The following is a 25,732-nucleotide window of genomic DNA, read 5'->3' on the forward strand; positions in this document are numbered from 1 at the left end:
TTAACTACACAGAGAGGGAAACGTCAAACAAAATCGTAGTATAAAAGATACATCATTTAAGAAAAACGTTCTAGCAAACTTACAATAACAGGATGAAAGACCGCGAAATCAGTCGGAATTTGATGGTAGAAAGAGGAAAAGCGGCAGATTTCCCAAATGATAGAATAGATGAGAATTTCTGAATGCATTTAAGAGAGGATTAATCAAAAGTTGGACATAAAAAAGCCTCCCCCATTGGAGTTCCAAATACTGGTTCTCCTGGGGAAGGCCTTTTACAAATACTGGTTCTCCCGGGGTAGGCTTTTTGATGTGTGTTAGTTTACCATTCGGCGACGCTGCCGTCGCGGTGGCGCCATACTGGATTTCTCCAGCGGTGGCTTTCTTCTGCTTTTTCTTTGACTTTTTCTTCGTTGATGGAGATGCCAAGGCCAGGTCCTTTGAGCATGGACACATAGCCATCTTTATATTCGAAGACAGACTTATCATGAATATAGTCAAGCAGGTCACTGCCTTTATTGTAATGGATGCCAAGGCTCTGCTCCTGGATGAATGCGTTGTGACTTGTTGCATCCACCTGCAGGCAGGCAGCGAGTGCAATTGGTCCGAGCGGGCAGTGTGGTGCCAGTGCGACATCGTAGGCTTCTGCCATCGATGCGATCTTTTTACACTCGGTGATTCCACCAGCATGGGACAAATCAGGCTGGATAATGTCCACTTGTCCATCTGATAATAACTGTTTGAAGTCCCATCGGGAATACATGCGCTCACCGGTCGCAATCGGTATGGATGTGTGCTGGGCGATTTCTTTCAATGCTTCGTTGTTTTCAGCTAGTACAGGCTCTTCGATGAACATCGGACGATAGGCTTCCAGTTCTTTGGCAAGCATTTTTGCCATCGGTTTGTGGACACGTCCGTGGAAGTCGATTCCGATTCCTACATAATCCCCGACAGCTTCCCTTACCGCTGCTACTCGTTCGACCGTTTCATCGATTTTCTTATGGGAATCGATATATTGCAGTTCTTCGGTTCCATTCATTTTAATCGCATGAAAACCTCTGTCCACAGCGTCTTTCGCTGCCGCTCCGACGTCTGATGGACGGTCACCGCCAATCCAGGAGTAGACTTTGATGGAATCACGGCACGCGCCGCCCATCAAGTCAGCGACTGGTGCATTATAGTATTTTCCTTTGATATCCCATAACGCCTGGTCGATTCCGGCAATCGCGCTCATCAATATCGGGCCGCCTCGGTAGAAGCCGGAACGGTACATGACATTCCAGTGGTCCTCAATACGCAGTGGGTCCTGACCTACCAGGTAATCACTAAGTTCTTCCACTGCAGCTTCTACAGTATGGGCGCGGCCTTCGATGACCGGCTCGCCCCAGCCTTCGATACCTTCATCGGTTTCGATTTTCAAAAAAAGCCACCTTGGTGGCACGACGTATGTTTTCAATCCTGTGATTTTCATTATGCTACCCCTTTCTTGCTGTCTCTACTTTTTCTTTGAATTCGCGGGCCAGATTTTCAAGTCCTTTGAAGTCTTCTGCCTGAATCAGTTTTTTATCAAGAAGTGATCCGCCTGCCCCGACTGCGAATGCGCCATTTTTTACATAAGTCTCGACATTATCAAGATTTACCCCGCCGGTCGGGATCATTGGGATATGGCCAAGTGGTCCTTTCAAGTCCTTAATATAGGAAGGTCCCATGGCTGTTGCCGGGAAAACTTTTACCAGATCTGCTCCGGCAGAATAAGCCTGGACGATTTCTGTCGGTGTCATGACGCCTGGAATCGTGACAGCACCGTAGCGATTGCCCATTTCTACTGTGGCACGGTCGAAATTCGGTGCGAAAATGAAATCGGATCCTGCTTCGATCGCTTGTTTGGCAGTCACTTCGTCCAGTACAGTTCCGGCACCGACCAGGGCTTCATCACCGAAGCGCGCTTTCACGTCACGAATCATGTCATAGACACGCTCGGAGTCTGCGGTGATTTCCAGTGTGTGCACACCGCCTGAAACGAGTGCCTCTGCAATTGGAATGATTTTCTCCGGGGCTGGCCTTCTGATTACGGCGATGACGCCAGATTGATAGATTTTATCGATGCGTTCTGATTTTCTCATCGTTTCTCCTCCTTGTTTGTAAGTTTACCTGTTTACATCCTGTTTTGCTTGCTTGGGATTCAGCAGGGCATCCAGCTGCCGCCGTGTTGGCACGCCTTCTACGTCCCCATTCATCTGCACGACGAACGCTCCCATCGCATTTCCCTGCCGTACTGCTTCTTCGATTGCTTTGCCGTCTAAGAGACCGCTGATCACTCCGGAAGCGAAGGCATCGCCGGCGCCGACGGGATCGACGACCTTTTCTACCGGGAAGCCTGCTACATAACCGTCACCTTCGCTAGTCTGATAGTAAGCGCCTTCCGCTCCTAGCTTGATGACTATACGCTGTCCGCTGCGCTTTCGTAAGGCACTGCAGATTCTTTCAGGGGTTGTTTCGCCTGTCAAAAATTCACCTTCATCCATGCCAGGTAATAGTACGTCTGCTTTGTCCGCTATCGAAAGAAGAGTTTCACGGGCAGCATCGAGATCTCCAAACAGCTTGTATCGAATGTTCGGATCGAAAATGACTTTGACATCATTCGACCTGGCTATGTCAATCGCACGGTCGACAGCTTGCCTGCATTCCTCGCTCAATGCCGGAGTGATACCAGTCAAATGAAGAAATCTCGCCTTCTTTATGTAATCTTCATCGAGATCTTCTGCAGTCAGTAGGCTGGCAGCTGATCCTTTCCGGTAGTAATAGACATTAAGGTTCTCTTCCGACAATTTTTCCTTGAAATAGACGGCTGTCGGAGCGGCATCGGTAAACGTGACACGGGAAGTATCAACGCCTTCGCCGCGAATGAACTTATTGACGTAGCTTCCGAACGGGTCCTCTCCGAGCTTGCTGATCCAGCCGACACGATGTCCGAGCCGGGTCAGACCGATTGCTACGTTCGATTCCGCCCCTCCCACCTGCTTCTGGAACTGGTGGACATAATCGAGCGGAAGGTTTTCGTGTGTACTGAACAATACCATCGTTTCTCCTAAAGTTACCACATCTAATTCTTCCATGATTCCATCCCTTCTACATCCTTCTTCGTGATATCGCTTTCCGCATTTTCAATAATGCTTCCTGCGATGCTTCTTTATTTTTCAATGAATAAATGACATACAATGCATCAATGATCGACAGTTCCGCAAGCCTTGATGCAAGCGCTTCTGACCGGTAAACAGTCTCCTGGGAAACAGTAAACAGGCAGATATCGACGGCCTTGCTGAATGGAGACTTGGCATAGTTGGTGATTCCGATCGTTTTGACACCGTTTTCTTTTGCTACATCGACGACTTCCAGGATGTCTTTGTTCATTCCGGTATGGGAGATGATGATGGCAACATCGCTGCTCGTCATCTGGGCAGCAGCCATGAGCTGCAGGTGCGTATCCGTATAGGCCTGGCTGATCACTCCGGTCCGCATGAATTTGTGCTGTCCATCCATGGCAGTCACCCCGGAGCCCCCATTACCGAAAAAATTGATCTGCTTTGCTTCTATTATATAGGAAACCGCTTCCTGAAAAGTTTTTTCATTTTGTATTTCTCGTGTATATTCCATGGCGTTGATATTCGCCTGAAAAACCTTATTCAAGATGTCCATATCGGAGTCATCTTCTGTAATCGTTTCGTGGATATCCTTGATTGGATTGACCAGTTCAGAGGCAAGGGCAATCTTCATCGCCTGATATCCTTTGAATCCTAAGCGCTTACAAAAACGGAAAACAGTCGCATCAGCGACCTCCAGTTCGTCTGCCACCTGGTTGATGGTGGAATGTACAATGTTTTCTGGCTGGGAGATGATGTAATCCGCAATCCGCTTTTCTTTTTCACTGAATTGTTGGTAGGAAGAGCGAATCCGGTTCAACACATGGACTGGTGCATTCGCCATCCGGAACCCCCCTTTTTGCTTCTTCGATGATATGACTAGTTTATACGATAACTTTTCTTAAGGAAAGCGTAACACGAAAATTTTTTTCATTCTAGCTGTTGAAGTGAAAAAAATTTACTGTATAATCTGTAGTTGAGAAAAAAAATTTCACACACAAGCAAACTCGCTCTTATTTTTTTACTAGACGATGTAAACGCTTAAGTAATTGAGGAGGGAAAACATGCAGTCAGACATCATCATCGCGGTTGATATTGGGACGACAAGCACGAAAGCTCTGGCTTACGACCGGAAGGGAAAGATTTGGGCCGAGGAAGAAAAGGGTTACCCGCTCTACTCCCCTGTCCCGACCAAAAAAGAACAGGATGCAGACGAAATCTATCAGGCTGTCAAATGGACGCTAGCGAATGTCGCCAGTCAGGTTGCGAATCAGGACGGCCGGGTTGCCGGGGTCGGGTTCAGCGCTGCCATGCACAGTCTGCTTGCCGTCGATGAAAACGGTTCCTTGTTGACCAACGTCATCACTTGGGCCGATCAACGTTCTGTCGAAGAAGCGGAAGCGTTGAAAAAAGGCGATGGGCACGAGATTTACTTACGGACAGGTACTCCGATCCATCCCATGTCACCGCTGACCAAACTGCTCTGGTTTAAGAACAATGAACCGGACATTTTTAACAAGGCGGCTAAATGGATTTCTATAAAAGAGTACATTTTCTACCAGCTGTTCCATCGTTATGTGGTCGATTATTCGATCGCTTCAGCTACCGGGCTGTTCCATCTGGCAAATTCAGATTGGGACAAAGGAGCGCTGGAAACGGCGGGTATCACCGAGGAACAACTGTCACGTCCGGTTTCGACTTCCCACGTGATGAAAGGCCTCGATTCCACGGTTGCTGAAAGCTTGCACCTTGCGCCTGACACACCGTTCGTCGTTGGGGCAAGTGATGGTGTGCTCGCCAACATCGGTGTCGGCGCAGTCGAGGAAGGATCGGTTGCGTGTACGATCGGGACAAGCGGGGCTATCCGAACAGTCGTGGACAGGCCCTCCGTGGATCCGAAGGGAAGGATTTTCTGTTACGCGTTGACAGAGGATCGCTGGGTTATCGGCGGACCGATCAACAATGGGGGCATCGCCTTCCGCTGGGCACGGGATGAGTTATTCGCCGATATCAGCGAAGCGGTTTCCAGCGGTGAAGTCTACAACCTGCTCACCGCGAAAGCGGAAAAAGTCAGACCAGGAGCAGACGGCCTGCTGTTCTTGCCGTATCTCACCGGGGAACGTGCTCCCTTCTGGAATGCCGACACGAAAGGAATGTTCTTCGGACTGACACTGAACCACGGCCGTGAACATATGGTCCGCAGCGTACTCGAAGGCGTCATGTTCCAGATGTATTCCGTCGTAATTGCTCTGATTGAAGCCGGTGTCGAGCCTTTCGAATACCGGGCAGGAGGCGGTTTCGCCCGATCGGAACTATGGAGACAGATCATGGCTGATGTATTCGAAGCGGAAATTGTCGTGCCCGAAAGCCACCAGAACTCCTGTCTAGGAGCTGCCTGGCTGACCATGAAAGCGCTTGGGATGGTGGACGATTTGGCAAGTATCAAACAAGTCATCCATACCAAAGTGAAACATGGCCCGATTGATGAAAATCTGCCAGTCTACCGGGAACTGAAACCGATCTTCCTGCGCCTTGCCAGACAGATGCAGGATGAGTTCAAAGCCATTTCAGATTTTCAGCGTCGTCATGGACATGGCGATGACACATTATCTACCAATATGAAATAAGAAAGGGGAAATTTTTCATGGAAAGTACTGCAGGTCTTATCATTACCGCTGTCTTAGCTGTCTTATTGTTATTATTCCTTGTTATGCGTACGAAGCTTCAGGCTTTCGTTGCTCTACTCGTTGTCAGTATCCTGATCGGATTGGCAGTCGGGCTGCCTCCAAAAGAAATTATTTCAACCATTGAAAAAGGGATGGGAGGTACCCTTGGATTCATCGCTGTCATCATCGGTCTTGGTGCCATGTTCGGTGAGATTCTCCGTGTATCCGGTGGTGCCGAACGTCTCGCGCTTACATTGATGGATAAATTCGGCGAGAAAAATATTACATGGGCACTTGGTCTTACTGGTTTCATTGTATCGATTCCGGTATTCCTCGATGTCGCCCTCGTCATCCTCGTTCCAATCTTGTACAGTATGGCTCAGAAAACGAAAAAATCACTGCTTTATTTCGGGATTCCGTTACTTGCGGGTCTTGCGGTTACGCACAGCTTTATTCCACCGACTCCAGGTCCGATCGCTGTTGCATCTCTCTTGAATGCTGATTTGGGCTGGGTCATCCTGTTCGGTGCCATTGCAGGTCTTCCTGCCATGATTCTTGGCGGTCCAGTTTTCGGTAAATACATTTCTGATAAGATTCATGTCAAAGTACCAGAATATATGATGGAACAAGTAAAAGAAATTGAGTACGACAGGGACTTGCCTAGCTTTAAGAGTGTCGTTCTGATCATCACGCTTCCACTCGTATTAATTTTACTAAACACGACTGCCGATCTTGTTTTAGCCGATGGAAGTTCATTACAGAGCTTCCTCGTCTTTATCGGTCATCCATTCGTCGCCTTGACAATTGCTGCCCTGCTGACCTTTTACTTCTTCGGTTATAAGCGCGGCTACAGTAAGGAAGAAGTTCAACAAATCACTACGAAAGCACTCGAACCAGCGGGTCTTATCATCCTCGTAACCGGTGCCGGTGGTGTATTCGGTGAAATGCTCATTTCCTCTGGTATTGGTGATATCTTGGCTGATATGATGAAAAATGCGCAGATGCCATTGATTGTTTTTGCCTTTATTACAGCGACTGTCGTCCGGATCGCCCAAGGTTCTGCGACTGTCTCCATGATCACAGCTGCCGGACTTGTGTCCCCGCTGTTAGATTCCTTTGACGTAAGCGAACCGATGCTCGGACTGCTCGTTATTGCCATTGCATCCGGTGCTACTGTCGTTTCTCACGTAAACGATTCCGGTTTCTGGCTCGTCAACCGTTACTTCGGCCTGACGGAAAAAGAAACGCTGAAGACATGGACCGTGATGGAAACGATCATCGGACTTGTCGGCTTTGGAGTCGCTTTGCTTATAAGCTTTTTTGTCTAAATTTCTATAAACTATTTAAAAAGGGGTATGTACCATGAAGGTAGGTTTGGTTGGATTAGGTAAAATGGGATTCAACATCGGAGAACAGATGTTGGAGAAAAATTATGATGTTGTCGCTTATGACGTCAATGAAGATGCTGTAAAAAACTTTGCAGATAAGGGAGGAAAAGGTGTCCATTCCCTTCAGGAGCTGACAGATGCGTTAGAGCCGAACCGCGTCATCTGGATCATGGTCCCTGCAGGTGAGATCACCGATGAGGTCATTTCGGAACTTACTCCCCTGCTTGATAAGGAAGACATCCTGATTGAAGCCGGTAACTCCCATTATAAGAAAACCCTCGAGCATCATAGACAGCTTGAGGAGGCTGGCATCAAGTTCTTTGATGTCGGCACAAGCGGCGGAATTTCCGGTGCACGTCATGGAGCATGCTTCATGATCGGCGGCGATGCGGATACATTTGAAAAGGTCGAACCGCTATTCCGCGATTTATCTGTTGAAGACGGATATTTGTATACCGGAAAAGGCGGCAGCGGCCACTATTTGAAAATGATCCACAACGGCGTGGAGTACGGCATGATGGCTGCCATCGGGGAAGGCTTCGACCTGCTCGAAAAGAGCCCATTCGATTATGATTATGAAAAAGTAGCCCACGTATGGAACCACGGTTCTGTCATCCGCGGCTGGCTGATGGAGCTCATGGAAGAAGCATTCAAAAAAGACGCACGTCTGGATGACATCCGCGGCGTCATGAATTCCTCGGGAGAAGGAAAATGGACCGTAGAATCTGCGCTCGACCTTGAGACTGCTGCTCCTGTCATCGCCCTATCATTGATGATGCGCTACCGCTCCCAGGAAAACGACACCTTCACAGGAAAAGTCGTTTCCGCACTCCGCCACGAATTCGGCGGACATGCCACTGAAAAAAGTGACTGATGGACGAGGATTCATTCCTGCATCGGGCTTAAAAGGACAACACAAAAAAGCACTTCTATTGACTTCCTGTCAGTAGGAGTGCTTTTTTATCGTCCATAAAGGGGAACATTTCCGCTCATTGGTTCAGCTTCCATTTATTAAATTCCAGGTACTCCCGAAATTGTTCCTTGGAGATCCCTGATTCCATTGCTTCCATGACCAGCCGCTTCCACCCTTCATCAAGAGCTGCATCCGTTTCACCCTGCTCCCCATGCAACAGGTAATTGATGGACACATCAAGCTCCGTGGAAATTTTCTCGAGAAACTGGATCGACGGATTAGACTGTATGTTACGCTCGATCGAACTAAGGTACGACTTCGCCACCCCGGCCCTCTCCGCCAAAACAGTCAAGGACAGGCCCCGATTTTTCCTAATCAGCTTAATTCGTTCACCTATCATGAACACTCACCTCTTTCCCTTAAATTATACCATAAAAAAAGGCGAGTGTTCGAAATTAAGCACAATATTTCTTTTTACCGCATACTGTTACTTATTGAAGCGGTTCACTGCACCTGATTTTTGATCGAAAAAATTTTTCACTTCTTCCTTTGTCATCCCCAATGATTTTGCTGCCAGTATTAACTCCACCCATTCAACATCTAAATTCTTACATTGCTTGTGATTGGAAACCTTCATCATAACGAGCCCCTTTTCAGTTCTTTCAGGTAGTCCAGCCGCCATAGCGATCCGTATGTAAGGAGTAGTTGCTTCGGTACCGTAGGCCTGTGACTTTGCGCCCTCATTTTTCAATGCGTTTGCCCTTTTCTGAAATTGATTTAATGATAATAATAAATATACTGTACTAGGGGTGTTTTTATCTGTTAGAATTTGTCAACAACTAACGGCTAATTTTGTCGAATCAAACTTTTTTTGGTAATTATCTGGTTTTTTAGTCACAGTTATAGGGATTAATGAACTAGCCAAAACGCTGTCCCAGGTATTTAAGGACAGCTCACTCATTCGATATGAAGGTTCTGGTCCCTCCCAAAATATGGTTCTCCTGGGGTGTAAATTATGTTTCTCCCGGGGTGTCTGTTGTTATTTGGATGGATAGGCGTATGGCTGCGGTCAGATCCTGTTGGGACCAGCTTGGAATGTTTCCATGCTTTATTGCCAGCTCATGGGAAGCAGGAATATGGATAAATCCCGCCTTTTTATGGTCCTTCTTCCTGTGAAAATGATATAAAACATGGTACATCACATTGTTGCAGAGATACGCACCCGCCGAATTGGAAATCTCAGCTGGAAAAGAGGCTCCATTCAAGGCTGCCGTAATTTCTTTAATAGGAAGCGTGGAAAACAATCCATCCGGCCCTTCGGAGCAAATCCGTTCCCCATCTGGTTTATGACCACGATTGTCAACCGGGCCATCATTACAATTGATCGCAATCCGCTCCGGAGTAATTTTCGGGCGGCCACCGGCCAGACCAAGCGCAATGACAATTTCCGGGTTGGTTTCCTCGATATGAGTGAGCAGCTCTTTTCCCGCTTTTTGGAAATCGACCGGCAGTACTCTGCTGATGATTTCATGGTTATTCATCTTCTCACCGTCAAGTTCCTCTGCAATCTGCATGGTTGGATTAACCGGAAAATCAAGGAATGGCTCGAAGCCAGTAAGCAGTATTTTCTTCATTTTTCCATCACCTCTGTCATTAGGATAGCATACAGGGCTATGCTGAGTGGATCAATAGGTTATGCTGGGATGGTTGGGGAGGCGGTCGGAATATGATCGTTTTGATGCCAGGTATGATTGCGCACTCGGGCTAGCTCAGATGCCGGGTATACTTGAGCGGGGATCGGAATATGCTCGCTCAATTACTGTTTGCGCTCGCCGGCGTGTAGAATACGCTCGTTGGGGTGCTGTTTATGATCTCCCAAAGTCAGAATACGCGCGCCCAGATACCATTTATGCTCGCTGAAGATCAAATGCTAGCTCAGGTGCTGGTTATGATCGCCTGCTCTCGAAATAGCATGTTCGAACGCTGTTTTCAGCGGTTACTTAATACTACAAAAGTTAACCTGCTTCTTTCCATTATGTTTTTTAATTGGTGAATCCGATATAATAAGTGTACTATCTATTTTTATTTATAAAGAAGGTGTTCGCATGAATGAGTCAAGGTACGGGATGGAGCTGGCGGAGCACTTTGAGATCGCATTTAACCAGATTCATCAAACACTAAAGTCCATCAATGGTTATCCGAAGAATGATAATTTCATGGAGCTTGTCCAGCGGTCGAAAGTGCAGCATAGCGTCATTCGGCATCATTTTGATCATCTGAAGCAGTTCGCGAAGCTCAGAAATGCGATTGTCCATGAGAAAATCCGTGATGATTATTATATCGCTTACCCTCATAAAGACGTTGTGGAGACGATTGAAAAAATTAAACAAACGCTTGATCAGCCGCCATTAGCCCTTGATATGGCTACAAAACCGGTGCTTTTCTTCCGGTCTGATTCACACCTGACGAAAATTTTGGAAGCATTCAGCCGCTTCAAAGTTTCCCAGTTCCCTATCTATGGGGAGAATCATGAGTTTCTAGGTCTGTTGACTAATGATGGGGTGGTCCGCTGGTTATCCCGAAACATGAATCAGGACTGCATCCAGCTTGGGGAAGTCCGGGCAGCTGATATCCTGCCGCTTGAGAAGAACCATAATGTCCGTTTTTTGAGCGAAAAAAATTCGATTTTCGATTTGGAGGCTTTTTTTTCGCAAAGCTTTAAGCAAAATTTGAAGCTGAAGGCTGTCCTTATAACCGAAGGCGGGGCACCTGATGGAAAGCCGATTGGAATTGTGACAACGTGGGATCTGATCAAAATCGATCGCGACAGCCAGGGTGGATGAGGCAGCATGCACATATTGTATTGCATTATCGTCTCCGTCGTTTTATGATTAGTCCAATAAAAGTATAGAGGGGATGGGATTCCCATGTATTATAAGCGAAATGAAGCCTTCCGCTACACATTCGATGATACGATACCCGGCAGTTTCATAAAAAAAACGGACCGCTTCGTCGCAGGTCCGATTGAACTCATTAATTTAAGTGTGAGCGGAGTGAAAATCGAATTAGATTATTTCTCCGAGTTGAGTACAGACGATGATTTACTGATTCAATTTTCCCTCCAAAACCAACAGATCGACGTCGATGGGGAAATCGTCTGGGTGAAAAATTTAGGAAAACGAATGACAGCAGGAGTTCAATTACATACAACAGAGGAAATGAAGCAGATGATCGTTCATGCATTAAAGCTATATACAAAACAGAATAGAGCGGAATGATAGCCTGGCTGAGAGAACCAGGCTTTTTTTATGGAAAAAATTTCACGGAAATTTTTCACCATTTTATTCGTTTCGAACTTATATTTATTGACCTTACTGTAGATTACTTTGCCGTGTGCTGTTTAACCCCTTAGGGGGCCTGATCGTGTGCGCGTGTTGGGCTTGCGAACACGCGTACTCAACTCGGATACACGCGCGTTCACCCTCTATACACGCGCATTCCAATGCCTAATACGCTGGTTCAGCTCACGTAAACGCGTGGTCCAGAGCCATGTACGCGTATTCTACTTACGCACACGGAGACGCGCACTTCCTGGCCCTGTACGCGCGTCCCACGCCAGACGCATGTGTTTCCCCAAAAAAATAATAAGAAAGAACTTTCCCGAGGTCAGCTATTTTGCAGACTTCAGAAAAGCTCTTGCCCTTCAATATGAGATTATTTTCTAAACCAGCCAGTGACTTTTCCTGATAGGTTATCAAAATAAATATAGACAACTGGTATCAAAAGCAATGTAAAGATGCTGGAAATGGTCAAACCGAAAATGATGGTAACCGCAAGAGGCTGCTGTGCTTCTGCCCCTTGGCCGATTCCCAGGGCTAATGGAACCATTCCGAGTACGGTCGTGAGTGTTGTCATCAGTATCGGGCGCAGCCTGCTTGGTCCGGCTTCAAGGATTGCTTCATAGCGTTCAATTCCTTTCCTGCGCAGGATATTGATGTAGTCGACGAGTACGATGGCGTTGTTGACCACAATCCCTGCGAGCATGATGACTCCGACGAATGCAGGCAGACTGAGAGGCAGTCCGGTGACCAGCAGGCCGAGTACCACGCCAATTACAATAGTTGGCAATGAGAACATGATGATAAACGGGAACAGGAAGTTTTCAAATTGTACGGCCATGACTGCATATACCAGAAAGATGGAAAATATGAGGGCGATTGCCAGGTCACCGAAAGCATCCCTCATATCTTGGGCCTGTCCGCCTACCTCATAACTGTATCCTTCTGGAAAATTCAGCTGCTGTAATTTTTTTTCGATATCTTCTGTTACACTTCCTAAATCACGGCCGACGATTTCACTGTTCACGTTGACCTGTCTCTGTTGATTTTCCCGCAGAAGTGTGACTGGCCCTTGCACTTGCTTGAGTTCTGCTATGGAATGGAGTGGAATCAAAGCTCCTGCCGGTGTCTGGACGTTCATTCCTTCGAGGTCTGCTATGGTGCTTCTTTTATCTTCCGGGAGGATCAAGCGTACCTCGATTTCATCGTTGCCTTCCCGATATCTGGTGGCGACTTGTCCATTAAAGGCTAGCTGTACCTGCCCCAATACCTGTTGATAGGAAAGTCCGTACTGGGCAGCCTTTTCCTTGTCGATGTTGATTTGCATTTCAGGTTTTCCTTCATCGGTGGAAGCTTTGGGATTATGGATGCCGTCAATATCCTCGATCATATAGACGACTTGGTCCGCCAGCTGACTCAACACCTCATAATTCGGACCATTCAATTGTATCTGGACTGGTGCACCAGTGCCGAGGCCTGCTCCGATTTCACTGACGTTAATCTCAGCACCGGGAATATTCTGCAGCTTCTCATCAATTTCCTGCATAACGGTCACTGTGTCCCGCTCTCGCTCACCGGGTTCTACCAGCTGCAGAGTGAAAGTCGCACTATTAGAGGAGGAAGAAAAGGTATCGAAGCCGCCTCCACCGATTGTCAGGTAATTGGTTTCGATAATTTCGGAATAGGTTTTCAAACGCTCACTTACTTTTTCCGTGACTTTTTCCGTTTCCTCGAGTGATGTTCCTGCAGGTGTTTCGATGCTGATATCGATCTGCCCCTGGTCGGATGGCGGGATAAATTCTGTCCCGATGGTCGGTATCAGGGCACTGCTCCCGACGATGAATGCCAAGGTCGTAACAATAGTAGTTTTCCGGTATTTCAATACTTTTTCTAACAGTTTCCTATATCCATTATCCATTTTGTCATGAAATCGATCGAACCAGTATCTTCTGCCACTCATTTGCAGTTGTTTTGTCAGTAATTTCGATGACAGCATCGGTATCAGGGTGACGGATACAATCAAAGACGCTAACAATGCGAAAGAAATGGTCAATGCCAGGGGAGTGAACAGTTCAGACGCGATGCCTTCTACAAATACGATCGGCAAAAACACAACAACAGTTGTTGTGGCTGAGGCGATGACTGCTGGAGCAAGCTCTGACGCTCCCTCTTTTGCGGCATCCATCAACGTATAGCCTTGCTGACGATAGCTGACGATGTTTTCTAAAATGACGATGGAACTGTCGACCATCATCCCGATTCCGAGAGCAAGCCCGCCCATTGTCAGGACATTCAATGTTTCCCCGGTGAAGTACATGAGTGTAAAGGTTGAGATGATCGCGATCGGAATGGAAATTCCGATGACGAGCGTCGCCCGGATGCTTTTCAAAAACAGGAACAGGACCATTGTGGCAATGACACCGCCGATAATAATGTTCTTAATGACCGAATCAATAGACGCTGTAATGAATTCAGAAGTATCAAGGACTACTTTCAACGCTGCATTTTCCGGGATGTCTCCGCTGATTTCCTTCATCGCTTTTCTTACATTTTCAGCTGTTTCCACCGTGTTTCCGTCTGATTTTTTCAGTACCGACAACACAATGGAGGGTTGTCCGTTCACCTTGGAAATGGCAGTTGCATCTTGATATGTATCCTTGATTTCAGCGATATCCTTAAGCTTCACCTTTCCTCCGTTTGCTGTTGGGAGGATGGTATTTTCGATTGCTTCGATGGAATCGAATTCCCCGTCAATCCGGAGTTGGAGGTCTTTATCTCCTTTTTTTACTGCACCGGCTGAAGCCGATTGATTCGCTTCTCGAAGTGCCTGGATAATCGCCTGGGAATTGAGACCGTAGTGGTTCAGCTTTGCCCGGTCAATTAATACCCGTACTTCTCTGGATTTTCCCCCTTCTATGTTGACGGAAGCGACTCCTTCCTGTCGTTCGAGATAAGGTACAATTCGGTCTTCTGCAATTTGCTGCAGATCTTCCGGTTTATCACCGGAAAGGCCGATCCACATCACCGGGATCTGCTGAGGGTCAAACCGAAGTACGTTCGGTTCACCTGCCCCTTCCGGTAGTGCAGCTTTTACCTGATCCACCTTTTCCCGGACTTCCAATAGAGCATTATCAAGGTGGACACCGGTATTGAATTTTATAAACACCAGGGAAGCGCTGGTCTGGGACTGGGACTGGACCGTTTCCAGACCTTCTATTGAACTGACGGCTGACTCAATCGGACGGCTGACTAACTTTTCTGTTTCCTGCGGAGCTGCTCCCTGGTAATTAGTCGAGACGACTGCAACAGGGAGGTCGATATCAGGGTATAAATCAATGGCAAGGTTCCTTAAAGAAACGACACCAAGGGCTACGATGGCAAGGACAATCATGACGACACCGACGGGACGTTTGACAGACTGATCGACTAGCTTCACGTCAATTGTCCTCCCCGATTACCGTCACTCGGCTGTCATCTGACAATGCAAACTGGCCGGTGGTGACCACAGTTGTCCCGTCACTCAGCTTGCCTTTTATTGCTGTTTTATCTGATTGTGCCTCTACCACTGTTACAGCAACTTTCTTTGCTTTATCATTGATTACTTTATAGACAAATGCCTCCTCGCCTTCCTGGACCACAGCTTCTGTAGGAACGATGAGAGCGTCATTTGCAAGATTTTCCGGTAATAGGAATGTCGCTATCATGCCTGGCTTGATAGCTTGGGATTCATTTTCTACTTCAGCTTCGACAGCATATAAACCAGACTCGCCAGGGACTGAAGATACATACTGGATCGTGGTCTTCAGCTTATTTTCCAACCCATCAATCGCAACAGTCACCTCTTGACCTTTCTTGAAAAGGGAAAGCTGGTCTGCTGTCACTTGTGCTTCGATTGTAATGGGATTATAGGAAACGACTGTTGCCAGTGGCTGCTGTCCGGAGACGAAGGTCCCTTCTTTTGCAGAAAGTGATGTGATTTCACCACTGGCAGGCGCGGTGATCGTGTTATTTGCCGCCTGCTTGCGTGCCTGCTCCAGCTGCAGCTGGGCTTGCTCAACCTGAAGCCTTGCCTGTTCCACCCCTGCCTCAGCCTGACGAAGCCGTTCTTCCGCCTGTGTAACCTGACTTTCCGCCTGAGCTGCAGATACCTGATTAGCTCCCACCTGTCCTAAGGACTCTTGATATTGGGAAAATGCCTGCTCCATCAGGGTTTGTGCCTGATCACTGATCCCTTTTGGAATCGTACCATTTTTGGCAAGCTCTTCCGCTTGTCCGGCTAGCTCTTCCATTTGTTCCAGCTGCTCGGATGCAGCCGCTTGAACCTGTTCGAGCTGTCCAATGCCTGAGGATGCCTTCCTTGCAAGCTGGGCCTGTTTTTTAGCATTTTCCACCGCGAGTGCTGCCTGCTGTTTTGCAATTCTGGCGTTTTCCAACTGTTTTTCTGCCTGTTGGACAGCTATCTCCTGAAGCTCGACCTGGTTGGCTGCACCGGCAGAGTCTATCACTGCTATGGTGTCGCCTTTTTCAACCATATCCCCTTTTGCCACACGCACACTAGTGACTTCCCCTTGCGTTCGTGGAAGGACAGGTGACGAGGAGGAAGGCAGGCTTCGTCCGGTGATCTCCCGTTCAACCTGGAGATCGCCTTTTTTCACCTGTGCTACCTCGACCGGCGTTACCTGCTCGGCTTCATCCGCTGTTTCGTTATTTGAACAGCCGCTTACCGTCAACACAATTGATGTCACAGCAGCAACTAACCACTTATTCATGATGCGGCTCCTCTCTGATTCCTTGCCCTTATAATCTGGAATTTATATAGTTAAAGTCTGCCCTGTTTCTACAGGTATCATCATATCGATAAAACGCTCAGTTACAGGGTTAATCGTACTAAAGGAAGGAAAAAATTTCAATAAGTAATGGGCAAAGAAGCTAGATGGGGGTACTAGTGTGGAATTCTGGATAACAAATAAAAACTGGCCGAAAAGTGCTGAAACACTCTTCGGCCAGTTCTCTAATCAGGATAACTGCTTACCGAGTTCTGCGACCATAAGGTCCATTTTTTTCACTTTAGAAAGTCCGTTCCGAGGGAACCTTGTCTCAAAATGGTCGAACATCGGAGCGAGACTTTCTCTTTCCATTAGGATTTTGTAGGTATCGAAGGTGTGCTGATACTGATCAACATACCTCTTCATCTTCTTATAGAAGCCATTCAGATGGTATGTCGAGGAAAAATCGAATGCTTTCGCTACATCACTGTCGTAAGTCGGAAAATTAGGATTAAGTGTATGTAGCATAGCAGTGGCAAGCGGAAACTGCATGGTCGGGTTGCCTTTATGGTTTTTAATTTCGTATAACTCTGTAACTACATTGACAATACTGGAATGTTTATCGTTTCGCTGCTGTTCCATGATTTCGAAGTATCGGTCCTGGAACTCTTGCGTCAGACTTGGGTTGTCCAATTTGTAAAAATGACGAAACGCAAATTGAAATACGCGATTAGTTGTTACGTCCGTCTTTTTAAAAAGATCATGGAGAAAAAGATAGACATCAATTTTTTCTGGATCAATTTTGTTTACGATGGTTTCCTGTTCGTCCAATAGTAAGCTTTCAATGTCTTCTGCCGTTCTATATTTCATTTATCCGATCACCTCTCCTTCGATATTCCCTGTCTGCCCTGCGAAAAAACTATCAAAATCTGCCAGCCCTCTCAGGTGGAGACGACGTTTTTTCAAGCTGAAAAAATAGTTTTATGTGTGTCAAGTTTATCATAAAAATAAAGAAGTAAAAATCGGAAGGCTTTCGGAATTCTATGTATCAGGTAATCAACAATTGTATGTGTGTTTAAGGGTGAGCTGGGCTGCTAAATTATACTGGCGTCTGAAGGAATGCCTGGAAATTGTAATGGTCGAAGTGGACTGATCGGTGAATAACAGTTCCATCCGTCCCTGGGAAATCTCCCTGAAATCTATGATATGGTTATAGGCCAGCCATACTTTGTGGAATATATTGCCTGTCCCTACGGGGAACATAATGACATTGGCATGCGGGATTACTCCAACAGGCAGCTTTTTATCTGTCATCAGACAATTTTTAGCGAAATTCATCCTGCCAATAAAAGAAGCTCCATTCACCAGACAGCTGTCATTCAGTATTTTTTTCATACACGGCTTTGCCAAGAAGCTATTGCCTTCCTCCTTGATGATCGTGTTTGCCTCGTCGGTATATTCTGGTGTCAACATCATTGTCTTTCTGGTAATCAGATAGTGGTTCTTGATTGTAGTCATCCATTTTTCCACCTTTTAAAAAGAATATTTACCTACGCCTATTTTACTACAGTTAAAAATTGCCACCGCTCAGTCACTATGGCAATTTTGTGAACAAAACTGCTAAAAGCCTTGACAAACATACTTTAATAAGGTTGCCAACCTGTCGATATTAGAAAGGTAGGGGATTTTCATTAGGAAAACTTGGCTTATGGAGAAAGCCTTAGTTTTACTTAACCTTTAATCCTTTATCAACGTTAAACTTTTTTAAAGTACAAGAAAGGAAGGTGGATAATGGATATTGCTGCAATGTCTGTCATCATGAACCAGGCCCAGCTGAAGCAGAATGCGGGAATCGCCCTGATGGATAAGGCAATGAACCAGATGGAGGCTCAGGGGGCAGGGATGTTGGAAATGATTCAATCACAAGCACCGGCACCTGCGCATCCGGATCTCGGGGCAAAAATAGATATGAAAGCATAATCGCATATTGTGTGAGAAGGGAGATGGCGTGGTCGTGAAACAATCCAAGTCAGGTAACATGATCGCCATCGTTGGAACCGTCCTGTTTCTTTCAGGAATCGGCCTGATGATATTGCCATTTCCACGTTTGGAAGTGATCATCCCGGTTCTGACACTTACTGGTCTTTGCATCTGGATGCTGTCTTTTTTCTTCCGCCAAAAAGAGTAACAGCCACGATGCCGTGGCTGTTACTCTTTTTTATGGATTATTCGTTGTTGTTACCATTCAAACGGTCGCGCTCCATAGTATCTTCATTCGTCATATCGTCGTTGTTGCCTTTGCCTTCCATGTCTTCGTTCATGTCGATATCCGGACCATTTTCACCATTCATATTACCATCCTGGTTGTTCATTTGATCACCATCGTCGAAGTTCATTTGCTCTTCACCAGTGCCTTCCTGTTGCTCCTGGTTGTTATTACCCTCGTTGGTGTCTTCCTCCTGTGTCGCACAAGCACCTAAAAGGAATACAGCCAAAGAAGCTGCACCTAGCTTCATCAATAATGTTTTACTCATTGGATTTTCCTCCTTCGAATAGTTATTTCACCCCTATCTTTCCCAAAAAAATTAAAAATACCAATATTTGATTTATGGTAAAAAAATACTTTTTAAAACATTTAAAAGCCGAGAAACATGTAAGCTGTCCTCGGCTTGTTCTTTCGTTCATTATTTTAACGCAAACATGATTTCCGCTTCACAGGCAAGCTCGCCGTCAACAGTGGCAGTGGCTTTTCCTTTACCCATCGGTCCTTTCACACGGACGATCTCCACTTCCAGCTTCAGTCGGTCTCCGGGCTTTACCTGACGCTTGAAACGACATTTATCTATGCCAGTAAAAAACGCAAGCTTCCCTTGATTTTCTTCCTTTTTCAACATTGCTACAGCACCAATCTGCGCAAGAGCCTCCACGATCAGCACTCCTGGCATGACAGGAAAATCAGGAAAATGGCCTTGGAAAAATGGTTCGTTGGCGGTTACATTTTTATAACCTATGGCGCGTTCCCCTTCCACAACCTCCTCGACCTGATCGATCAGCAAAAATGGATAGCGATGAGGAATGATATCTTTAATTTCATTGATGTCCATCATATGTATCGTGCTCCTTTCTTTTCACTAACCCCATTATAAACATGTCCGACAGATTCGACAAAATTTCTTATTTGAGGGAATTTAGAGAAGGGAGGAGTCTATTTCCATATAATGTAAGGTTTTGCAGAATCTAAATAATGGGAATATATAAAAGACATGATTATTACCATTCATGAAAAAGGAGGAACAAGCGATGCTCTGGACGATTCTGATCGTGCTGCTCATCCTTTGGCTGTTCGGCTTCATCGGTAATATCGCAGGCAACCTTATTCATATTCTGCTAGTCATCGCCCTAATCGTCTTAATTGTCCGCCTCGTTCAAGGCCGCGGCAGACCATAGCGGAAAAGCCTCCCTTTTTGTGGGGAGGCTTTTTCCTTTAACGATATGGCATGTGGCTCATACCAGATTGGCGGGTTGACTTGGTTAAATTGCTGGTACGAGCATAAATTTGCGATTGGCGAGCATAAATTTACTTTTTGAGAGCGTAAACTTGCGTCCGGCAAGCATAAATTTATTTCCCTCGAGCATAAACTCCCGTCCGGCGAGCATAAGCATTTCACCGAACGTGGCCAGAAGCACTCGCAAGATGCTGTTCCTCGATGGCCGTATCTTCTTTCTCGTTCTCTTGTCGGCCAGTCCGAACTGGCGCTAACCAGAAGGTGAACCAGGAACCTTCTTTAATGATCGGATCAAGGTCGAGGACTTTCATGCTGCCTTTATCTGTGAGTTTTTCAAGTTCACTTTGTTTAGGCAGGGCATATAAGTTAGAATGCGCCACGAAAAAGCTGTTAAATGCGGAAGAGAAAGCCTCGCCATACTCTGTCTCGTTCAAAGGTGTGATTACTGAAATAAGACCTTCCTCCTTCAGGTTTCCATTGATTTTCTGTAGCAGGTCCCCGCGTTCTTCCGGATGGACATAATGGAAAACATTGTGGAGGAGGATCATATCGACCTGGCCATCATCATAGCTCCATTCCTCGAGATCGCCGACTTCGAAACTAAGATTCGGATAATCTTTGGATTGCAGCTTTGCACTTTCAATCACTTTTTCATTGATATCAACACCGATCATTTTGATATCGGGAAAATTGCGTGCAAGCTTGCGGAGATAACCCCCATGTCCGCAGCCGAGGTCAACAATGGTCCGTACGCTTTGCTCCCTGACTTTCCTTTTGATTTTACGGATGGCAAAATGCTCTAGCAATGCAGAGGTCTCCGCAACGACTCCTCCGTATTCCTCATGATCGAAAGTTGTCCGCTTATGGGAACGCATGATTTTCGGATAAGCCAGTAAGGTCGGTAAATGGAGCTCCATCATTTCTTTTAAAAGCGCCGGGACACCAGGTCCGTTATTCTCCATCAAAGAACTGCATCGTTTTTTGGAGGTGCGGAAACGATTGTGTTTCTTCTTTTTTAAATGTTTTAAAGCCACGCCGACGTTCACCCAGGCTTCCAGCAAATCCTCTGGGTAATTTGTTTTATATGAAACCTCTTCAACCGTCGCGGGATGCCTGAACGCTTCGAACAGATCCATTTCAGAGCCTACATACGCGTGCCAGCTGTATAAGAATGCTTCATTTTTTTTCATCCATTTCCGCGCCTGCATGGCATTCGTCCATTCACTCTTCATCTCTTTCCACACCTTTCACTGTAAATTCCTGGTTCTCACGGGGTGTTGTCTGCTGTAAAAAACTGGTTCTCACGGGGGGCACTTCATCTTGTAAATTTTTGGTTCTCGCGGGGTGCTCTATTTTTTCCAGGGGTAGTCTTGGAAGTGGTGGTTCAATTGCTGTGTGTCTGTAATGGTTTGTTTTCGTGCTGGGAAAGCTCCTGCCTGGATCGCTCTGTCCACAATGGAAAAATCCCACTTCCCAAGGCCGGAAATGTTCAGCATCTGCTTTTCGTGCAGTTTATCGTCCTCACACATCCTTTCGACCGCTTTCATACGGAGCCTTCGCCACCATTCATAAGGGTAAGAATAGACGATTGCCGACAAGTGGCTCAGTTTCAGTAAAAATTCGACGTGTGGGCGGCGCACCTGTTCATAATCAGCCAAATACTCGTGGTAATGTCTGCCTGTCTCTTTACACCATGCCACCAGCTCTCCTAATACGTCTGCATCCTGAATAGCAAGATTCATCCCCTCACCTGCCATAGGATGAACCGTGTGAGCCGCATCACCGATCAACGCTATATTTCCAGTCACATATTTATCGACATGGTACGTATAAGGAATCATCAGCTGTATCTTTTTCCATTCTTTTATCGCCTTCACGTGTTCCTTGAGCCGCGGTTCGAGACTGCCATATGCACGATAAACGTACTCAAGCCCTTTCTCCTTGATTTGCTTGTATTCCCCAGCTTTAATTAAGTAAACGGTGCGGACTTCGTTATCCGGCAAAGGAAACATGCCCAACAGACAGCGATTTGTCGTGACGATTTTTCCTTCGATGAAATCATCCGGCCTTGGGATGGTCACTGTAAGAAAATGATGGTTATAATCAGTCCGGTTGACTGAGACTCCCATCGCTTCCCGGGTTGGAGAACTACGGCCTTCCGCACCCACATATACATCAGCCTCAACAAATTTCTTATCCTTGTTCCATTTGATTGCGGCCTTACCGTTTTCAAATCCGAGAAACCTGGCACCAGCCAGGTAGTGAAAGTATTCCGGAAACTGTTCTCCTTTTTCTTTCAGGATTGCCTTGATCCGGTCATGGGGAATCATGAGCGCATAATCAAAGTCACCTGCGAGACGATTGTAAGTGAGCTTCGTATTACTGATTTCCTCCAGCCAGCCGGACGAATGGCGGATCACTTCCTGAAACTCGAGATCCTCAATTTTATTTCCATATTCGTGAACATCAGAAAGAACTCCCAGACTGTCAAGGATATTTATGGTTTTAGGCTGAAGAAGTTCTCCTTTATATAAAGGGGATGTTTTATCGAGCTGCTCTGCAACGGTCACATGGACCCCGCGGCTGGCAAGCTTTACTGCCAGTGCAAGTCCTCCCACACCGCCGCCAGCCACAAACACTTCAGTATGCAAACTGCCTTCCCCCTTTATTACTTACTGTTTAATACCTTCTTCCACAAAATGCCTCTTAAAAAACTTGCAGAAGCATATTCATGGCTCGTGTAAAAAAAATACACAGCAGAAAAACTCGGCTTGTCGCCAAATCCATATGTCTCGAATGCGTTAGTTTACTTATACTTTAATCTTTTTACATACTTAAACTTTCTTAAAATGCAAAAAAAGCTATCCTGCATCAGCAGGACAGCGCTTGTTTTCAAAAAATTATTCGGTTTTGAATGCGATGTTCCAAATACGTTCCCATGTGGAAATGTCAAGGACGTCCAGCGGTTCTCCGTTCCCGATGACACCATATCCAACAATCAGTCCCACCAGGAGGGCTACAACGCAAAGCACCAGCACGATGATGACACGCAGCCAAATCGGCAGAATTCTGCGTACCGGCTTTCGTTCTTTCCGGCTCTGCTTGTCTTTTCGATCAGCTTTCGGTTCTTTATTGGCTGGTTCGTGCCCTTTTTGCTCTATCGTTTTTTGTTTATTTTGTTTCCGAGTGGGCTTGTTCTTCTCCAGGGTAGGCATAAAAAATGACTCCTTATGGTTATGATCTCAGTTGATTGACCAGTCCGCTCATTTGGTCATTCAGCGATATGGACCGTCCATTAAACTGGTAGGCTCGCTGTGCCATCAACATATCGGTCATCTGCTTTGAAATGTCGACATTAGAAGATTCGAGAGCACCGCTTTTTATCTGTACGTTACCGCGGTTTGCAATTTGAATTATTTCATCAGCTGCAAATCCAAGCTCGTCCATATCCGGAAGACGGAATTTATTGCCTCCAGCCGCTTCCAATAGACGAGGTCGTACAGCTTCGACGATTTCAATGCGTCCTTCTGCGGTTTCTCCTTGCGGCCTATCTACTATAATCATACCATCTTCCTCTATGGATATTCCATTAAAAGCCCCTTCAATGATTATCGGGCCATTTTCCCCCAGAAGTGCATGGCCATTAGCATCCGTCAGCATTGTCTGCCCGTTTCCTATTTGACTAAGGTAGAAATTGCCAGACCTGGTAAATTGCGTTTCGGTGCCTCCCGGAGTCTGTACCTCCACCTGAAATAACTGATTATCTGTAAGGAGAGCAGCATCTAAGGCTCTATCTGTCACCTGTATGTTGCCGCGAGTAAGATCAATGCTGATCTGCCCAAGCTTAGCCCCTGCGCCGACACGGATTCCTTCCGGTGTATTCCGTGGTGCGTCGGGATTTTGTTCATCCACATTATCCATCTGTTGAAACAGCAAGGAGGAGAAGTCTGCATGGCGCGTCTTGTACCCTGGTGTATTCGTGTTGGCGAGGTTATGGCCGATCATATCAAGTTTATTCTGCAGCTGCCCCATCGTTACAGCTGCCTGAATCATCATCCTGGACATTCTGCTCTCCCTTATCTAACCCTGCCGATTTCGTTGACGGCTTTATCCATACTTTGGTCATATGCTTTCAGTACGCGTTGATTCAATTCAAAATTACGGTATGTATTCATCATTTCTGTCATTGTTTTGGCTGGATCGACATTCGAACGTTCCAGATGATTCTGACGGACAGTAAACTCGGCACCTGGTGTCTCGCGGGCGTCAGCGATTTCACCTTCTGCCCGAAACAGACCATTTCCTTCTTTCACAAATTCTGAAGCATCAGGAGTATAGCCGATGCCAAGGGCAGCTTCGTTACCTGCAAAAGAAACGACTCCTTCCGAGGATACGTTAAACTCCATTCCGCCTGTTTGAATCGGATTACCATCCTGGTCGAGAACATAATATCCTTCTCCACTAACTAAAAAGCCTTGTCCATCTACAGTAAAGTTGCCATTACGCGTGTACCGCTGTTGACCTGCTTCATTTTGAACCGTGAAGAACAAAGCTCCGTTCTCATCCGGGAGATCCCCGTTGATAATCGCCATGTCGGTGGCAACCCCCGTTTCACGGATGTCTCCCTGAGTAAAGTCCGGTATCGTCTCCTGCAGGTATGTCCCTGTATTCAGAGTGCCAATTTCCTTATGTAATGGAACATGAAGTCCCTTGCCAGCAGGAAATTGATTCGCTTCCACACGCTCCATCAAAAGCTCAGGAAAAGCACGCATGACCCCTTGGTCCGCTTTGTAGCCAGGTGTGTGCATATTGGCCATATTATTGGATAAAGCTTCTTGACGGCGCTGCTGAGCCAGCATACCGGACGCAGCGGTGTAGAATCCTCTCAACAAGGGAAATCGCTCCTTTTATCAGCTGATTTTATTTTTCGCGACTTTATCGATGTTTTCAAGCATGATGCCCGTGCCTTTAGCAACGCAGTTCATCGGTTCTTCGGCTACAAGAACAGGGACTTTCAATTCATCCGCAAGCAGCTGATCGATACCATGAAGCAGCGCACCGCCGCCTGTCATAATAACGCCCCGGTCTATGATATCCGCAGAAAGCTCTGGCGGTGTCCGTTCCAGCACGGATTTGGCAGCTTGTACAATCACCATAACGGACTCTCTAAGTGCAGATTCGATTTCTGAAGAGTTTACAGTTATGGTCCGCGGCAGTCCGGATACCATATCACGACCGCGAATATCGATCTCCTCTTTACGAGATCCAGGAAATACAGTAGCGACCTTCATTTTGATTTCTTCTGCTGTGCGCTCACCAATCAGCAGCTTGTAATGCTTTTTAATGTAATTCAAAATTTCGTGGTCAAACTTATCACCGGCCATTTTGATCGAGGATGCGGTCACAATGTCGCCCATCGATAGTACCGCGACATCCGTCGTACCTCCGCCGATATCAACGACCATGTTTCCGCTCGGCTGAAATATTTCCATTCCGGCGCCAATTGCAGCCACTTTCGGTTCTTCTTCTAAGTAAATCTTTTTCCCGCCTGATTTCTCAGCGGCTTCCCTGATCGCTTTCTGCTCGACTTTTGTGATATTCGTCGGACAGCATATCAACATGCGCGGCTTTGATAGAAAGCCCCGCACGTTGATTTTGTTTATGAAATGCCGAAGCATCGCTTCTGTAACGTCAAAGTCGGCAATCACACCATCCTTTAGCGGTCTGATGGCTTCAATATTTCCCGGCGTACGTCCCACCATGCGGCGTGCATCCTCGCCGACTTCCAAAACTTTTCCAGTATTGCGGTCCATCGCTACTACAGAAGGCTCATCAAGAATGATTCCTTTTCCGCGTACGTGGATCAATACATTAGCAGTACCTAGGTCTATTCCAATATCTCTGGCAAACATTAGGTTGATCCTCCCTGTTCATACAAAAGACTATTATCGCATCCGTCCGAAAACTTCACGCATCTAATGTTATATTCTATCACAAAACTACGACATTCGTCGCACT

General features: G+C 46.4%; 27 protein-coding genes and 1 riboswitch. Of the genes, 8 read left to right on the top strand and 19 right to left on the bottom strand.

The genetic code is table 11. The annotated features are described in order from the left end of the window. Positions 1-319: 319 nt before the first annotated feature. Genes dgoD through JOC33_RS02980 form a run of 4 tightly spaced genes read right to left on the bottom strand, consistent with a single transcriptional unit; the run spans position 320 to position 3,981 of the window. Entirely contained in the window at positions 320-1,468 is a 1,149-nt protein-coding gene (gene dgoD / locus JOC33_RS02965; RefSeq protein WP_205090798.1) for a galactonate dehydratase, read from the bottom strand. A gap of 4 nt (positions 1,469-1,472) precedes the next feature. Further along, complete coding sequence (locus JOC33_RS02970) at positions 1,473-2,120, bottom strand: bifunctional 4-hydroxy-2-oxoglutarate aldolase/2-dehydro-3-deoxy-phosphogluconate aldolase (RefSeq protein WP_205090800.1); 648 nt, start codon at positions 2,118-2,120, stop codon at positions 1,473-1,475. A 24-nt stretch (positions 2,121-2,144) separates the two neighbouring features. Further along, positions 2,145-3,113 (bottom strand): sugar kinase, encoded by a 969-nt coding sequence (locus JOC33_RS02975; RefSeq protein WP_205090802.1) that lies wholly within the window; start codon positions 3,111-3,113, stop codon positions 2,145-2,147. A gap of 13 nt (positions 3,114-3,126) precedes the next feature. Then, on the bottom strand, positions 3,127-3,981 hold the full coding sequence (locus JOC33_RS02980) for a MurR/RpiR family transcriptional regulator (RefSeq protein ID WP_205090804.1): 855 nt from the start codon (positions 3,979-3,981) through the stop codon (positions 3,127-3,129). A gap of 220 nt (positions 3,982-4,201) precedes the next feature. Here JOC33_RS02980 and gntK point away from each other — a divergent pair, with 220 nt between their 5' ends. Genes gntK through gnd form a run of 3 tightly spaced genes read left to right on the top strand, consistent with a single transcriptional unit; the run spans position 4,202 to position 8,065 of the window. Beyond that, entirely contained in the window at positions 4,202-5,764 is a 1,563-nt protein-coding gene (gene gntK, locus JOC33_RS02985) for a gluconokinase (RefSeq protein WP_205090812.1), read from the top strand. Between the two features lie 17 nt (positions 5,765-5,781). Further along, positions 5,782-7,131: a GntP family permease gene (locus JOC33_RS02990; RefSeq protein ID WP_205090813.1), complete on the top strand. Its 1,350-nt coding sequence runs from the start codon at positions 5,782-5,784 to the stop codon at positions 7,129-7,131. Positions 7,132-7,165: 34 nt separating this feature from the next. Further along, positions 7,166-8,065 carry a phosphogluconate dehydrogenase (NAD(+)-dependent, decarboxylating) gene (gene gnd / locus JOC33_RS02995; protein ID WP_205090817.1) on the top strand — a complete coding sequence of 300 codons (900 nt, stop codon included), beginning with the start codon at positions 7,166-7,168 and terminating at the stop codon, positions 8,063-8,065. A gap of 115 nt (positions 8,066-8,180) precedes the next feature. Here the strand turns inward: gnd and JOC33_RS03000 are convergent, their stop codons facing one another. The 3 genes from JOC33_RS03000 to pcp form a co-directional block, all read right to left on the bottom strand. Then, positions 8,181-8,504: a helix-turn-helix domain-containing protein gene (locus tag JOC33_RS03000; RefSeq protein WP_205090818.1), complete on the bottom strand. Its 324-nt coding sequence runs from the start codon at positions 8,502-8,504 to the stop codon at positions 8,181-8,183. Between the two features lie 87 nt (positions 8,505-8,591). After that, complete coding sequence (locus JOC33_RS03005; RefSeq protein WP_239533952.1) at positions 8,592-8,744, bottom strand: anti-repressor SinI family protein; 153 nt, start codon at positions 8,742-8,744, stop codon at positions 8,592-8,594. A 22-nt stretch (positions 8,745-8,766) separates the two neighbouring features. Further along, positions 8,767-8,875, bottom strand: a riboswitch (cyclic di-GMP riboswitch). A 242-nt stretch (positions 8,876-9,117) separates the two neighbouring features. Further along, entirely contained in the window at positions 9,118-9,738 is a 621-nt protein-coding gene (gene pcp / locus JOC33_RS03010) for a pyroglutamyl-peptidase I (RefSeq protein ID WP_205090822.1), read from the bottom strand. 471 nt (positions 9,739-10,209) lie between these two features. Between pcp and JOC33_RS03015 the strand changes: the two genes are divergently transcribed. Together JOC33_RS03015 and JOC33_RS03020 are read left to right on the top strand one after the other, a co-directional pair. Continuing rightward, positions 10,210-10,947, top strand: coding sequence for a CBS domain-containing protein (locus tag JOC33_RS03015; protein ID WP_239533953.1), 738 nt, complete (start codon positions 10,210-10,212; stop codon positions 10,945-10,947). 84 nt (positions 10,948-11,031) lie between these two features. Beyond that, on the top strand, positions 11,032-11,382 hold the full coding sequence (locus JOC33_RS03020; protein WP_205090824.1) for a PilZ domain-containing protein: 351 nt from the start codon (positions 11,032-11,034) through the stop codon (positions 11,380-11,382). Positions 11,383-11,818: 436 nt separating this feature from the next. Here JOC33_RS03020 and JOC33_RS03025 read toward each other — a convergent pair whose 3' ends face one another. The 4 genes from JOC33_RS03025 to JOC33_RS03040 form a co-directional block, all read right to left on the bottom strand. Then, on the bottom strand, positions 11,819-14,878 hold the full coding sequence (locus JOC33_RS03025) for an efflux RND transporter permease subunit (protein ID WP_205090826.1): 3,060 nt from the start codon (positions 14,876-14,878) through the stop codon (positions 11,819-11,821). 1 nt (position 14,879) lies between these two features. After that, entirely contained in the window at positions 14,880-16,211 is a 1,332-nt protein-coding gene (locus JOC33_RS03030) for an efflux RND transporter periplasmic adaptor subunit (protein WP_205090828.1), read from the bottom strand. Positions 16,212-16,457: 246 nt separating this feature from the next. Further along, on the bottom strand, positions 16,458-17,078 hold the full coding sequence (locus JOC33_RS03035; protein ID WP_205090830.1) for a hypothetical protein: 621 nt from the start codon (positions 17,076-17,078) through the stop codon (positions 16,458-16,460). A 186-nt stretch (positions 17,079-17,264) separates the two neighbouring features. Next, on the bottom strand, positions 17,265-17,726 hold the full coding sequence (locus JOC33_RS03040; protein WP_205090832.1) for a competence protein ComK: 462 nt from the start codon (positions 17,724-17,726) through the stop codon (positions 17,265-17,267). A 273-nt stretch (positions 17,727-17,999) separates the two neighbouring features. Here JOC33_RS03040 and JOC33_RS03045 point away from each other — a divergent pair, with 273 nt between their 5' ends. Next, positions 18,000-18,188: a YjfB family protein gene (locus tag JOC33_RS03045; RefSeq protein ID WP_205090833.1), complete on the top strand. Its 189-nt coding sequence runs from the start codon at positions 18,000-18,002 to the stop codon at positions 18,186-18,188. Positions 18,189-18,222: 34 nt separating this feature from the next. Further along, positions 18,223-18,396 (top strand): hypothetical protein, encoded by a 174-nt coding sequence (locus JOC33_RS03050; protein WP_205090834.1) that lies wholly within the window; start codon positions 18,223-18,225, stop codon positions 18,394-18,396. 37 nt (positions 18,397-18,433) lie between these two features. On the opposite strand, the gene JOC33_RS03055 is transcribed toward JOC33_RS03050, so the two are convergent. Beyond that, on the bottom strand, positions 18,434-18,742 hold the full coding sequence (locus JOC33_RS03055; protein WP_205090835.1) for a hypothetical protein: 309 nt from the start codon (positions 18,740-18,742) through the stop codon (positions 18,434-18,436). Between the two features lie 150 nt (positions 18,743-18,892). Then, entirely contained in the window at positions 18,893-19,315 is a 423-nt protein-coding gene (gene fabZ / locus JOC33_RS03060; RefSeq protein ID WP_205090836.1) for a 3-hydroxyacyl-ACP dehydratase FabZ, read from the bottom strand. Positions 19,316-19,508: 193 nt separating this feature from the next. On the opposite strand from fabZ, the gene JOC33_RS03065 reads away from it, so the two are divergent. Further along, a complete protein-coding gene (locus JOC33_RS03065; RefSeq protein WP_205090837.1) occupies positions 19,509-19,655 on the top strand; it encodes a lmo0937 family membrane protein in 147 nt (48 codons plus the stop codon). A gap of 217 nt (positions 19,656-19,872) precedes the next feature. Here the strand turns inward: JOC33_RS03065 and JOC33_RS03070 are convergent, their stop codons facing one another. The 6 genes from JOC33_RS03070 to mreB form a co-directional block, all read right to left on the bottom strand. After that, positions 19,873-20,946: a class I SAM-dependent methyltransferase gene (locus JOC33_RS03070; RefSeq protein ID WP_205090838.1), complete on the bottom strand. Its 1,074-nt coding sequence runs from the start codon at positions 20,944-20,946 to the stop codon at positions 19,873-19,875. A 117-nt stretch (positions 20,947-21,063) separates the two neighbouring features. After that, positions 21,064-22,365 carry an FAD-dependent oxidoreductase gene (locus JOC33_RS03075; protein WP_205090840.1) on the bottom strand — a complete coding sequence of 434 codons (1,302 nt, stop codon included), beginning with the start codon at positions 22,363-22,365 and terminating at the stop codon, positions 21,064-21,066. A gap of 249 nt (positions 22,366-22,614) precedes the next feature. Next, positions 22,615-22,929 (bottom strand): DNA-directed RNA polymerase subunit beta, encoded by a 315-nt coding sequence (locus JOC33_RS03080; protein WP_205090841.1) that lies wholly within the window; start codon positions 22,927-22,929, stop codon positions 22,615-22,617. Positions 22,930-22,948: 19 nt separating this feature from the next. Next, the gene (locus JOC33_RS03085; protein WP_205090842.1) at positions 22,949-23,779 is read right to left on the bottom strand and encodes a flagellar hook-basal body protein; all 831 of its coding nucleotides are present in this window, start codon (positions 23,777-23,779) and stop codon (positions 22,949-22,951) included. Between the two features lie 11 nt (positions 23,780-23,790). Further along, positions 23,791-24,606 (bottom strand): flagellar hook-basal body protein, encoded by an 816-nt coding sequence (locus JOC33_RS03090; RefSeq protein ID WP_205090843.1) that lies wholly within the window; start codon positions 24,604-24,606, stop codon positions 23,791-23,793. A gap of 18 nt (positions 24,607-24,624) precedes the next feature. Further along, on the bottom strand, positions 24,625-25,626 hold the full coding sequence (gene mreB, locus JOC33_RS03095) for a rod shape-determining protein (protein WP_205090844.1): 1,002 nt from the start codon (positions 25,624-25,626) through the stop codon (positions 24,625-24,627). Between the last annotated feature and the right edge of the window lie 106 nt (positions 25,627-25,732).

It is taken from the genome of Thalassobacillus pellis (genome assembly GCF_016908295.1).
GTDB lineage: Bacteria > Bacillota > Bacilli > Bacillales > Halobacillaceae > Thalassobacillus > Thalassobacillus pellis.